Genomic DNA, 13,322 nt, shown 5'->3' on the forward strand with positions numbered 1-13,322 from the left:
CTACTTTCTACCTTCCCATGACTCTCCCTTGAGAGTGGCTGCCCAAATGTGGAACTACGAGAGTCGGCCCAATAACGTAAATTGCTGTTAAAGGTATTCAGAAGTCAACAGACTTGAAATTAACTTTGAGTAGGGTAGTAAAATTAAACATCGAGAGTGAGGATGGGGCTGTGAAGATGGGGCAAAGGGCAACCCCAGGGTTTGGCATACGGGTGATTTACGTTGATTTTGCCCTTAGATTTAGCCGAGAAGGCTAACAATTAACTTGAAGTAGCATCACTGCTGTAAAAATCTCACAGTCGGCTAAAACCGGCTAAGTTTGGCGTATATCTAGGCTTCTGGGCAATGTTTGGCCCTCAGGTTAAACGGCTCAAAGAAGTGGGCGAGCGCAGTTGCTACACTAAACATTTTATAATATTTTAATAATTAGTCCAAAAATATTTATCGCCAAGCTTGGAGTCAGCATCAAATGGTAAATTTAAGCGAACTACTAGAACCCATCGCCAGTCAATTTCGCAGTCTGGGAATTCCCGAACCGATTACCCATTGGGGACATCCTGTAATGATGGGGATCGTGGTGGCGGCGATGGGCAGTTTTGTCGGGTATACGGGATGGCAGGGCCGTTTGGCCGCCGATAAGGATGTCGCCCTCAAAAGTCGATCGGATCACCGCAAGCTAGCACCGTGGATGTTTCTGTTTCTAGCTTTAGGCTACACAGGCGGCTTACTGTCGCTGGTAATGCAGCACAAGCCTGTCATGGAAAGCCCGCACTTTTGGACGGGTTCGGGAGTGCTGGTTTTGCTGGCTGTTGGCTGCTTGATTTCGCTGACGGGTTTTGGAGGCAATAAGCTAGCACTGCGCGCGGTTCACGCTTATTTGGGCACGACTGCTTTAGCACTTATGGTGCTGCACGCGGCTTTCGGTTTAAAATTGGGTTTGTCTATTTAACCTAGTACCAGTTTTTTGTCGTTCAGATTAGCTGCGATCCCCCCGGCGCCCCCCGAATCAAGGGGGGAATAAGAGAATCAAAGTATTTCTTAAAAAGGGGGGGACAAGAGAATCAAAGTATCTCTTAAAAGGGGGTGGACAAGAGAGGCAAAGTATCTCTCTCTTGAAAAAAGGGAAGGACTGGAGCGCTCTTGCGTCAACCCTTACTCCCCTTTTGTAGGGGATGCGAGGGGGATGGAGACGAAGAATCAAAGCGAAATTAGTCGGGTTTTAAGCTGAAGTTGTGCCGTTTTGAAAAGTAAAACAAACTATATTTGTGACAGCCAAAAGTGCTAATTTTACAACTACCAAGACGGTGAGGACGTTATTAGTTGCGGGAACCATTGCTTTTCTTCCTTCTGCCTGATGACTCTTGACTGATGACTCTTGACTCTTGACTGATGACTGATGACTCTTGACTCTTGACTGATGACTTATTTCTTCTTCCATACTTGCTAATTAATGAATCAAGCAACGGGTGTCATTTTCTGTCTGGCCTACATTGTAGGATTGATTTCTACAGGGGTTTCCTGGGGTAGATACGGGATACTTGCTTTGGGAATAGCGATCGCAGTCGCCATGCCTAAATTGTTGTTAAAGTATACTAGGAATTCTCTCAAAAAAACTAAGAAAAGACGCAGCAGAACCAAAAAAGATTCTATTGAAGAACCCTTAGAGACGAGGGAAGAATTGAGGTGGTGGGAGAGGCTGCCGAGAGCAAAATGGGTGTGGGCAGTTGCGGGTTTGGTGGCATTTCTAGCTAGCGTTTATTTTGCAGTTCGATCGCCCCAACCGGCAATTAATGACATCAGCAAATTGATTCCCGCTGGCGGAAATACTCAAGAAGTGGCGGTGACAGTTCGCGGTAGACTTGCCAGTACGCCCCGATTGACTCGAAGTGGCCGATCGCAATTTTGGCTAGACACAGATGTAGTTAGCGAAATCAACGGCGGCGAAGGAGGAGTAGTCGTCAACCGCCCAGTATCCGGCAAACTCTACGTTACAGTGCCCCTGCTGCAAGCAACGGGCTTGTACGCCGACAATACGATCGCAGTTGTGGGATCGCTGTACAAACCGCAGCCGCCGTCTAATCCGGGGGCTTTTGATTTTCGAGCATATTTAGCTAGAGAAGGGGCTTTTGCAGGGCTCAAAGGGCGTCAGATTGACTGGAGGAGAGAAAATGCGATCGCGGATGTAAATCGACTTAACAGCAAAACGGCTGCTTTCTGGGAGTCAACCGGGATGCGGCCATCGCAAATTCAAGCGATGCGGATGCGGATCGTGCGATCGCAACTATCGCAGTTGAATGTTCCCTCTGGCCCGCTGATAAGTGCGATCGCTCTGGGCAAACAAGCTGTTGATTTACCTTACAACATCCGCGACTCTTTTGTGCAAGCTGGATTGGCCCACGCGATCGCAGCTTCGGGTACTCAAGTTTCGATGGTTTTGGGTTTAGTTCTAGCTTTAACCAGGCGTTTTTCCAAACAGTTACAATTTTGTTTTGGCGTCGGTGCTTTATTTTTGCTCGTGGGATTAACTGGCTTTGAAGCTTCAGTATGCCGCGCCGCTTTGATGGGATTTGGCACAGTATTTGCTTTGCTGCTAAGTCGCGAAGTTAAGCCGTTGGGATTGCTGTTAATCGCTGCTACTATTTTACTGCTGGTTAACCCTTTGTGGATTTGGGATTTAGGTTTTCAACTGAGTTTTTTGGCGACTTTGGGGTTAGTGGTGACAGCGCCGCCACTGATGGAAAAGTTGGACTGGATGCCGCCCGCGATCGCTTCGATTGTTGTGGTTCCGATCGCCGCTTCAGTTTGGGTGCTGCCGCTGCTACTTTACGTTTTTAGTGTAGTATCACCTTACAGCATTTTAGTCAATATTATTGCGGCTCCTTTGCTGTGGATTTTGAGTATTGGGGGGATGGTTAGCGCTTTAGCGGGATTGATTTTTCCGCCCGCTGGCAGTGTGTTAGCCCAACTGCTAGACTATCCGGCAAAAGGGTTAATTGCGATCGCCCAATATTTCTCGCAATTACCCGGTAATTCGGTAGCTGTCGGTCAAGTATCGGTGTTTCAGCTAATCGCGCTTTATGGTTTAATTTGCTGGGTTTGGCTGGGGGGAAGTTCGGCAACGGATTCTGTAACGGATGTAACGGATGTAACGGATAGAAGGAAAAAGTCCGAGGGAAAAGGGAAACAGGAAGTAGTCCGAGGGAAAAATCAGGGAAAGGGCAGAGGGAAGAAAGGGAAAAGCCGAGTTTTTGCGCTGCGGATTTCTTCGGCTTGGATTTTACCGCTGGCGCTGATGGGGGGAATTGGTATCATAGTTTTACCAGCTTGGCACGTTCAAACATCTTTGTTTCAAGTTACTTTGCTGGCAACATCTGGCGAACCAGTTTTGGTAATTCAAGATCGGGGAAAAGTGGCGCTAATTAATAGCGGTGATGAAAATACTGTGAGGTTTACAGTGTTGCCTTTTTTGCAGCAGCAAGGAGTTAATTCTGTGAATTTTGCGATCGCCACTCACGGTCATTTAGGTTTGAGCGGCGGTTGGGGAAAATTACTAGAACGCTTGCCAATTAAAACGTTTTATGATAATAACGCTCCCAAACAAATTCACCGCGGCAGCGATCGGGAATTTATGACGGCTGTGCAATCTCGCCAAGGCGTTTACTTTCCTTTAGAAACTAACAGCAAAATTGATCTGGGTTCGGCGCGGTTGCAGTTCGTGGATGCGGAAATCCCGGTGGTAGAATTGCTGGTGGGCGATTCCCTACCCTTCGGGAACCCCTACGGGGAACGGGATAGCTTCGCCGCGCGTACTTGGTTGCTTGTCGGTGAAATGACACCGGAAGCGCAAAAAAAATTAGCAGCCACGGGAACATTGAAGCCGGCTCAAGTGCTGTGGTGGTCGGGAAAAACCCTGACAGCCGAGTTATTGGGCGCAGTTGGGCCGCAAGTGGCGATCGCATCTGCTGACGAAATCGACCCTGAAACCGCAGCCCAACTGCGCCAAAGCAAAACCCAGATTTTCTGGACGGGGCGCGACGGGGCCCTCCAGTGGACACCAGCGGGGGGATTTAAGACGACTCTGGAATCTGAAGAAAATCAAACTTCTTTTCTGTAAGGATTTACAATGTGCCGCACTGTGCGGTAAAATACTTTTAGCTCGCATCTCAAGTCAATTGGAGAGGTGGCAGAGCGGTTGAATGCGGTAGACTCGAAATCTACTTTAGGGGTGACTCTAACGTGGGTTCAAATCCCACCCTCTCCGTACATCTAAACGTCAAGTGCACCACAAGCACCTTATTAACCTAGGGTGCTTGTGGCGTATCTAACCCAACTTTCAACTCTAGGTGTCCACTGCGCACCTTATTTATGCTGGGAAAGATCGATCGGCCAACTGCTGTATTTTCACACAGACAGTATTGCGTAAGTAATATATCATGCCCGAAGAGAACGGCAATAAAATTGGTTTTATTAAGGTAATGCAACGGGCATGATATTAGTTATTGAAACTAATCTGCACAAATATGACTTTTATGAATTCAATAATATGAGTTTTATGATTTACTCTAATGAATTTATGAATTGACTTTTAAAAAGCTTTTATTGATAATCAATACATCAACTGATAGCAGCACAGAGCAACTGTCACAAAAGTCGAGCAGCTAATATCCTGCTCCCTCGAAATCAAATATATCTAGATATTTCTACAGATTGCAAGCCGGAGCATTCCCCACCACTCTGGCATTGATTCGACTGTGCTAGGGAATGCTTACCCGAAATAAAAGCATCTAAAGAAAATCGAACTCAGGAGAATCAATCATTATGTATCAAGACCCTAAAAAAAGAAAAGGCCCGCCGCCAATTGTTTTTATGGCATTTGCTTTAATTGCCTTGGGCGCATTCAAGTTTATTCCCAACTTGTTCAAGGGCAAAATTTCCGATACACCTACATCTGGTTCTAGCGAGACTCGCCTCAGCTTGGGAGATAAAATATTGGTGCAATCGCAAACAACAGCAGGAAAACAAGCAGGCGTCAAAGCTTTTGCTGAGGGCGATTACAAAACAGCAGTGAAAAATTTTCAGGCATCGCTGCAACAAAATCGCAACGATCCAGAGACGGTAATTTATTTGAACAATGCCAAAGTAAACAATGACAATCCTCTGAAAATTGCCGTCAGCGTTCCCATTGGCCGCAACCCGAATGTAGCGCAAGAAATTCTCCGAGGAGTAGCCCAAGCTCAAGAGGAAGTTAACGCTAGAGGAGGAATTAATGGTGCGGGTTTGCAAGTTTTGATTGCGAATGATGACAACAGTCCAGATGTTGCAAAAGAAGTTGCAACCGGATTCGCAAATGACCCGAAAATTTTAGCAGTCGTCGGACACAATGCTAGCAATGCTTCTCTAGCTGCTGCTCCTACCTATCAAGAAAAACAACTGGTGATGGTGACGCCAACTAGCTTTGCCAACAATTTATCAGGTTTTGGGAGCTACATTTTTCGGACAGTCCCCGCGATTCAATCGATGGCGGCTCCTTTAGCAGAATATATGGTTAAGAAAGCTGGCAAAACTAATGTTGCTATCTGCTATGACTCTCAAGCTCCCGATAACGTTTCGTTTAAGGATGAATTTGTGGCGTCGTTTTCGGCTTTAGGCGGCAAGTTGGTGCCTGTAGTTTGTGACTTTTCAACGCCGACTTTTAATTCCAGCGCTAGCGTTGCTGATGCTGTTAGCAAAGGTGCACAAGCGTTAATGATAGCGCCCCACATCGATCGCATCGATCGCGCGATCGACCTAGCCCGCGCCAACCAAGGCAAATTAGCGCTCTACGGCAGCACTACGCTGTACACCTTTCAAACGGTAAAAGACGGGCAAAAAGACGTTGACGGGCTGATTTTGACCGTTCCGTGGCATCCTGACACCAATCCCAACAACCCATTTTCTAAGAATGCGAGCCAGCGGTGGGGAGGCATGGTGAATTGGCGCACCGCAACAAGTTTTGATGCGGCTCAAACTGTTATCGCCGGTTTGCTCAAAAGCAATACGCGGTTTGGATTGCAGCAAGCACTGAGGAATCCGAGTTTCTCGGCTATCGGTGCGAGTGATGATGTGAGGTTTTTGCCAACGGGCGATCGATCGGGCAAACCAATTTTAGTACAAGTTCAGCGCCAAGGAAACGATTACAAGTTTGTGGCGCTGCCGTGATTGGGTGACATTGTGCGAGTCTATAGCAATTGTCGCAGTCATCAGTCATCAGTTATATCGTGTCCGATCCATTAACCGCAATTAGATTCGATCGCGCGTGCCCCCTTCAGTCCGCTCCATTTTGCGGACTGAAGGGGGCACGCGCGAACTGTTTTTGTTATGGTAATCGACCGGACATGATATTATTACTTATTGGGACTAATATTTTTTGGAGCGCAGTGCGAGCATCCCGTTGGTGAGGACAGCCCTCGCTAGGGGGACGATCGCACGCTCGACATAATTCCGTAGTTACAGATTTGATATTACCGATTAGCTTTTTCCCGATTAGCTTTTTCCCGATTAGCTTTTTCCCGATTAGCTTTTTCCCGATTAGCCCTTGTTTTTTTTCACTTCTTCCCATACCTGCGCCAGTAAAACAAATTCTCCCATAAATTCTGCAAAAAAGTATTGCTGCGGAAGCGCTGCGACTCCCAAACAGCAGCCGTTTGACCGTTAATTGCGGAAAAACTCGACCAAATATAAGGAAGTTCGGCGATCGCCTCAACCTTCATCCCGCGGGGCACAGCAAAGGCGATCGCGTGAATCAACTCAGCAGCTTGCGGGCCAACAATACTCGCTCCCAAAATCTCCCCGTTGCGGCGCCCAACAATCTTACAAAAACCCGTTGTCTCCCCGCACATTTGAGCTCTTTCAACATTCTTGAAATATTCGCGAGCCACAATCAGATCGTCTCCAAAACGGCGCCTTGCTTGCGCTTCTGTCAAGCCAACCCTCGCCAACTGCGGATCGGAAAAAATCGCCCAAGGAATCCCGCGATAATCAATTTGAAACATCGGCAAAAACAAAGCATTTTTCACAGCCACCGCAGCTTCGCAATTAGCGATGTGAGGGAAGGAATAACCGCCAGCAACATCGCCGATCGCATAAATGCGCGAATTAGTTGTTTGCAGCTTTTCATTTAAACTCAACCCGCGATCGCTAAATTTAACCCCAACCGCTTCGAGATTTAACGATGCAAAATTATGGTGGCGGCCCGCAGCTAGAAAAATCTCCTCAGCTTCGATCGCCCTTGGCCCAGCTTGAATCCACTTTTTACCATCAATCACCCTAGCTTGAGTCACCTCAGTAGCAGTCAGAATCCGCACTCCTTCAGCTTCCATTCCAGCTTGCACCAAACCAGCCGCCTCGCGGTCTTCTTTAGCCAAAATGTGCGAACTTTTCACCGCCAAAGTGACAGCAACCCCCAGCCGAGCAAGAGTTTGAGCCACTTCGACACCGCTGGGATCTGCACCGATTACAGCCAAACTTTTCGGCAACTGTGGAAGTTTTGCTAATTCCCCGACAGTTTCGGAAGTAAAAAAGCCTGCAGACGAAAGTCCTTCAATATTGGGAATTGCAGGCATTGTTGGACAAGCTAGCAAATAACAGCGCGATCGCAATTTCCTGCCGCCCGCCACAAAAGCCAAATCCGGTTTTGCAACAAACTCGCCGCCACCCAAAATAATATCAACCCCGCGAGCAGCCAAAACGCCGAGAGCATCAATTTCTTCTAAATTAGAAACAACACCGTCAGCCCACTTCAGAACCCCATCAAACCGCAATTCGATCGGCACAGACGAATTAGCCGCTCCCCAGCGAACCCCCAATTGCTGGCGGCCGATCTGGTGGGCAAAACGAGCAGCCTCCCTCAAAGTTTGGCTGTATCTCAAACCAAAGTCGATCGACTCTTTCCTCCCAGCCGGCAAATCTTGCGAGTCACTTAGCGGTTCCACCAAAGCAACGCGAGCCGGGAAATTAGTTGCAGTCAAAGCAGCATAACGTCCGGCCGCCGTTCCACCAATAATTACTAAATCGTAGTCAAGCATAAATAGTCAGTTGTCAGTTGTCAGTTGTCAGTAGTCTTTAGTCCTTAGTCCTTAGTCAGCAGTCATAGCAAGTTTAAAAATACCAGCGAACCTTTATATTTGTATTTCTTTATTTTCTTTCTTCTCTTTCTTCTCCTTCTTAGTGACAAGAGCGCTGACGCGCGGCGCAAGCCTAACGCTACGAGAGCGGTTCGTTCAAAAAATCAATCAACAGCGCGAGCGAGAATATATTACTTCCCAATAATTTATAAGAGTGCGAGCATCTCCCTCGCAATGCAAGCAAAATCCTCGCACTCCCAACAACATCAGGCGATTCACAACTGACAACAGACATCCGCAAGTCCAGCAATCAGCCGCAGATTGTCCGCCCTCTCGCGCACGGCCGCTCGAAAATATCGATCGCCCAACTCAGGAAAACTCAAACAATCCCGAATCAAAATCCGGTGTCGTTGCAACAGACTTTTTTGCATAGCAGAAACCGACACCGACGACTCAACCAACAAGAAATTAGCCGCCCCGGCAAAAGGGCGCAAACCCGGTAAATTAGCCAAACCCTCAAACAGCTCTCGGCGAGCCACAGGCAGCCAATCCCAAGTTTGCCGTTCAAAAGCAGCATCTCGCACCGCAGCAGCAGCAGCCGCCGCAGCCAAAGCATTCACAGGCCAAGGATCGCGCAGCAACTGCCAGCGGCGGAGGATATCGGGATGCCCGATCGCGCAGCCCATCCGCAGTCCCGGCAGAGAATAGAATTTGGTGAGCGATCGTAAAATCACCAAATTCGGAAACTCCTCAACCTCCGCGATCGAACTTTGCTGCTCTGCTGGCGGTAGAAAGTCCATAAAGGCCTCATCCACCACCACCAGACCCAAATGCTCCAAATAAGGCCTAATCGCCTCCCTAGCGAACAGCAAACCCGTCGGATTGTGGGGGTTGTTCAGCAGCAAAGCTCGATCGGCACAAGGAGCAAGAGGAACCGGGATATCCAGAGAAGGGGAGACAAGGGAACGGTTAGAAACCGAAAAATCATCCGTTACTAAGTCGCGGACGGGCTCCGCGTCCAGCGATTTGAGATCCAAAGGACATTCCAGCACCTTCGCGCCGAAAGCCTTCAGAGCCCGCCAGTAATCGCCAAAAGCCGGAGTCACCAAATAAGTCGCCGAAAGCTTCGACAAATCCCAAGCCGCCCAAGTCAACAATTCCGCCGAACCATTCCCCGGCAAAATCCAATCCGGGTCAACATTCAAAGCCTCACCCAAAGCAGCCCTGAGCTCTCCATAATCCGGGTCTGGGTAAGCAGTGAGACTGCCCGAGTGAGCTTGAATCGCCGCCAAGGCCGACTCAGGAGGGCCCAAAGGACTGATACTGGCCGAAAAATCGAGAATAGCAGAGGCAGGGCAGCCCGCCAGTGCGGCTGCCCAAGCTAAATTCCCACCGTGTACAGGTCTAATCAAGGCTCAGTTTGCCAGTTATTAGGAGTTTTTCGGCGGTGCAACTCTGTCCTTGAACAACTTACCTGCGGAAAATGCAGGAACTTTAGTTGCCGGGATTTCCATCTTGTCGCCTGTTTTGGGATTGCGACCCTCGCGGGCCTTGCGTTCCCGCGACTCAAACGAGCCAAAACCGACCAGCGTCACCTTGTCGCCGTCGGAGACAGCTTTCATGATTGCTTCCAACGCTGCACTCAAAACGGCATCTGCCTGTTTTTTAGTGACACTAGCATTTTCGGCCACTACATCAACCAATTCACCTTTGTTCATTGCGCACTCCTTCTGGGTTTGCAAAATACGTCAAACAGAGTTCAACTATTAGCTGTGAGTTATCAACTGCATTGGAGTTTGGGTTGGGAGGTTTGGGTCGTTCCCTATTGCTCCAGCCCGCTTCCCCAATTAAGAACTCCTGCTGAATACTAATTACCCTAGGATAATTGGTCAGAAAAGGAATTTTTGTTGCTAATTGCTGAAAACCCCACAGCATCTAATTTTCACTGCATTATTCTAAAGTCTTGCCGACCGTTATGGATCGGTGGAACCTTTAATTTATATGGAACTGGCCAATTTTTAGAATTAATACCCAAATTTAGCTAAAAAAATACCACCTTGGAGAGCAGATTGCTCCCCTCGGTGGATTTGAAACCGGTAAATAAGCACAATTGGAAGGAATAAAATGTCATTTGTCAAGGGTTAAACAAAAGTTTTTTTCCTGATTCCTTGTTGCTTCTGAGAGAAACAAGGTGAAATAAAAGGAATAAAGTCTGAATTGTCAAGGGTCAAAGAAAAATTTCTTTCCCTCGAACCTCTTCTCTCTTCCCAAGGAGTGTCAACAATTGTCTAAAAATCTTTGTATCTCTTGTTTATAGCCGAGTAGAGATCCCTTGCAGCATACCCCCTACTCGACCCCTACTCCCCGAACCAAGGGGAGTAGGGGTTGACGCAAGAGAAGAATCCTGTCCCTCTCCCCGGATAGTCGGGGGACTTGGACGACGCTCTTCTCTCCCGGATAGTCGGGGGACTTGGACGACGCTCTTGTCCCCCCCGAATCGTTGCGGGGGCGCCGGGGGGATCGAGACTCTGCCAATCATCAGACAGCAGACCGGCACTAGGTTTAACCTTAACTTGACACTAATGCCCTCGGACTTCTTCCCTCGGACCTCTTCCTTCTTCCTTCGTCCGAGGCCTACTGTCTCGGCTGGACGGGCTGACTGCGCTGCAACAGTTGGCGCGCGTCGGGACTGATGTTGTTTTGGTAGCCAAAGTTCGATCGATCGCTATCATCCAAAATCTGCGGAGTCAGCAATACAATCAACTCCGCCCGCTGGTTGGCCTTATTGGTACTCCTGAACAGCGAACCGATAATCGGCAAATCTCCCAAAATCGGAATCTTGTTCGCTGTAATCCGTTCTTCGTCGCGGATAATCCCCGAAACAATCAAAGTCTGACCGTCCCGGAGGCGAATTAGCCCCGACTGCAACGCTCGCTCGCCCAGCAGCGTGATAGTATTGGTGCTCGCGCCCGTGGCCAGGTTTTGAGTGGTGCCTGGTGTCCGGATAATCGGGTTCACCCGCAGAGAGACAAAGCCATTATCGTCAACCCGATCGATCGCCACCCCCAACTGCAAACCGGCCCTGTCTTTGACCGCCGTCACCGTTGTGGTACTGGTATTTCCGGTAGTCTGCGTTTGCGACGTGATGTTAGTAATCACCTCATCAGTAATATTCACATTTGCCGTTTCTCCTTCTTGAACCACCAGAGTCGGATCCGTGAGGATTTTGGCATTCCGAGTCTCAATAGTTGCCTGCAACGCTGACAAGAACCTCCTCGGATATTGGAACAGCGGGAACAGGGCGAAAGTCGCACTTCCGGCAGAATTCGGGGTTGTAGGGTCAAACGGCGTGTACTCGCTAATCCCAACTCGCGCGGGGTCATTAGTAATCGGCGCTGTCGGCTGGACGAACAACCCGCCACCATTTCCTGTGAGGGGGACGTTAATTAAATTACCCCTCGGATCGTAGAAAGGAGTCTGGGTTCCTATGGGGTTCGGGACGATCGGCCGAGCGACGACCCCCCCAAGGTCAGTCCCAGTGGGCGGATTGATGCCGCCAAAATTGAGAACTGCCGATCCGCCGTCATTGACAAAGAAATTGTTATTAATTCCGAAAGAGAAACTGCTGCTGCTTCTGTTGTTTCCCAACAAGTTGACATCGATCACCTTGACGTTGACAGCCACTTGACGGCGGCGCAAATCTAGCTGAGTCAAGAAAGCCACGGCAATATCAACTTTGCGCGGGTCGCCCACCAAAGTGATCGAATTGAGCCGCGCATCTGCCAGCACCGACAGTCCCCTCAGCAACAGCGGCCCGTTGCCGTCCCTAGCGCCGATCGCCTTAATGTCCGGTTCCCTAATTTCCACATCCCGCGCCGCATTTCCCTGGCCCACGGTTTGAATAGTCACCCGAGTAATCGGCAGTTGAGTTTCCGCACCTTGAGCGCTCAAAAAGTTTGCTGCATCGGTCGATCGGACTTGATTGAGCCGCAAAGTGCGAACGATAATATTGCGCGAGTCTAGCGGCAAATTAGAGCCGACAAAAATCGTCCGTCCGACGCGGTTGGCTTGCAGCCCGCTGATCCGCAGCACGTAGTTGAAAACATCTTGCACCGACTCATTTTCGATGTCCAAGGAAATCTTCGGCCCTTCATCCGCGCCTCCTGCGGCTCCCGGTGCGGCCGGAACGGGTTGGCCCGGTTGGCCGGGAGTTCCACCGCCTGTAAAAGCGATATTCAGTCCCGCAGCCCGGGCCAGCAGAGCTAAAACGTCCCGGACTGGCGCATCCCGCAGCACCAAGCGGGGGATGCGTTCTCCCGAACTCAGTTCAATACTGGCCCCAGCAGGCGCGATGTTAGATACCGCGATATCTCCCAAGGGCGGCGCCACGGCCCGGGGCTGGAAAGGCGGAGCTTGATTGTTCTGAGATTGTATTTCGCTGGGTAAGGGCGGGCGATCGTCCCTAGTAATAGTAACTTGGGGATTTTGCAGCATCACGCCCGGGTTTTGCGACGTGCGAATTTGGGGAGCTGGCCGGGGAGCTGTTGGGCTCAGCGGCAGTCCGGTCGGCGGCGGCGGGGCTGCTTGGGCTTGGGTAGACTGCGCAGTCCCGCCCTGTCCGGCAACGCTGAGGACGATGCTTTGGCCTTGTCCGGGCATAACTTGTCCGTTGGGAATTCCGTTGGTGCCTGCCACCACAACGCGGATGCTGTTGGCTTCTACCTGGCTGATTTCTACTGAAGAAATTCCCGGGGCTGGGTTATCTTGCCGGAAGCTGTTGCCTTGGGGCAAGCGGAGCTGGGTGTTGATAATTGTGGCTTGGTAAGTATTGCCGTTGTTGATGGCGAAAACTTGCGGGCGATCGCCCTTTTCCGTAGCTAGGACAATATTTACCCCATTATTGGCTTGACTTACTTGCACTCCTGTGACTTGAGTCGGCGCGGCCGAGACGGGGGCTTGCGCGATCAGAACTCCTGCAGCGCTGCACAAGAGTCCTCCACTTAACCGTAGATGCTGTTTCACGTTCTCTCCTCAACTACACTTTGTTATTTGTGATTCGCAGTCTTTAGTCGCGAGCTTCTTGCACTGACTGAAATCTTCTCTATTTGAGCCTTTTTAGAATGAAGAAGTTTGAAGAAATTCGGCAGAAATTATAATTTTAGATTGCCCTCTAAAAAAAATCTGGCATTCATATTTTTTTGACTTCTACCTTCAATCTTC

At 49.4% G+C, this 13,322-nt stretch carries 8 protein-coding genes and 1 tRNA gene; 4 read left to right on the plus strand and 5 right to left on the minus strand.

Annotated features, from left to right (window positions below):
* Positions 1 to 469 precede the first annotated feature (469 nt).
* The gene (locus QUB63_RS27605; RefSeq protein ID WP_332948556.1) at positions 470 to 949 is read left to right on the plus strand and encodes a DUF4079 domain-containing protein; all 480 of its coding nucleotides are present in this window, start codon (positions 470 to 472) and stop codon (positions 947 to 949) included.
* Positions 950 to 1,219: 270 nt separating this feature from the next.
* On the opposite strand, the gene QUB63_RS27610 is transcribed toward QUB63_RS27605, so the two are convergent.
* Entirely contained in the window at positions 1,220 to 1,438 is a 219-nt protein-coding gene (locus QUB63_RS27610) for a hypothetical protein (protein ID WP_332948557.1), read from the minus strand.
* 12 nt (positions 1,439 to 1,450) lie between these two features.
* Between QUB63_RS27610 and QUB63_RS27615 the strand changes: the two genes are divergently transcribed.
* The 3 genes from QUB63_RS27615 (at position 1,451) to QUB63_RS27625 (ending at position 6,198) form a co-directional block, all read left to right on the plus strand.
* A complete protein-coding gene (locus tag QUB63_RS27615) occupies positions 1,451 to 4,114 on the plus strand; it encodes a ComEC/Rec2 family competence protein (protein WP_332948558.1) in 2,664 nt (887 codons plus the stop codon).
* Positions 4,115 to 4,174: 60 nt separating this feature from the next.
* Positions 4,175 to 4,261, plus strand: a tRNA-Ser gene (locus QUB63_RS27620).
* A gap of 557 nt (positions 4,262 to 4,818) precedes the next feature.
* Entirely contained in the window at positions 4,819 to 6,198 is a 1,380-nt protein-coding gene (locus QUB63_RS27625; protein WP_332948559.1) for an ABC transporter substrate-binding protein, read from the plus strand.
* Positions 6,199 to 6,584: 386 nt separating this feature from the next.
* Here the strand turns inward: QUB63_RS27625 and QUB63_RS27630 are convergent, their stop codons facing one another.
* The 4 genes from QUB63_RS27630 to QUB63_RS27645 form a co-directional block, all read right to left on the minus strand.
* Complete coding sequence (locus tag QUB63_RS27630; protein WP_332948560.1) at positions 6,585 to 8,063, minus strand: dihydrolipoyl dehydrogenase family protein; 1,479 nt, start codon at positions 8,061 to 8,063, stop codon at positions 6,585 to 6,587.
* Positions 8,064 to 8,377: 314 nt separating this feature from the next.
* A complete protein-coding gene (gene cobD, locus QUB63_RS27635) occupies positions 8,378 to 9,514 on the minus strand; it encodes a threonine-phosphate decarboxylase CobD (RefSeq protein ID WP_332948561.1) in 1,137 nt (378 codons plus the stop codon).
* Positions 9,515 to 9,532: 18 nt separating this feature from the next.
* Positions 9,533 to 9,844, minus strand: a complete 312-nt coding sequence (locus tag QUB63_RS27640) for an HU family DNA-binding protein (protein WP_332948562.1) — start codon at positions 9,842 to 9,844, stop codon at positions 9,533 to 9,535.
* Between the two features lie 892 nt (positions 9,845 to 10,736).
* The gene (locus QUB63_RS27645) at positions 10,737 to 13,124 is read right to left on the minus strand and encodes an AMIN domain-containing protein (RefSeq protein WP_332948563.1); all 2,388 of its coding nucleotides are present in this window, start codon (positions 13,122 to 13,124) and stop codon (positions 10,737 to 10,739) included.
* Positions 13,125 to 13,322 lie beyond the last annotated feature (198 nt).

This window comes from Microcoleus sp. ARI1-B5 (assembly GCF_036705795.1).
Lineage (GTDB): Bacteria > Cyanobacteriota > Cyanobacteriia > Cyanobacteriales > Microcoleaceae > Microcoleus.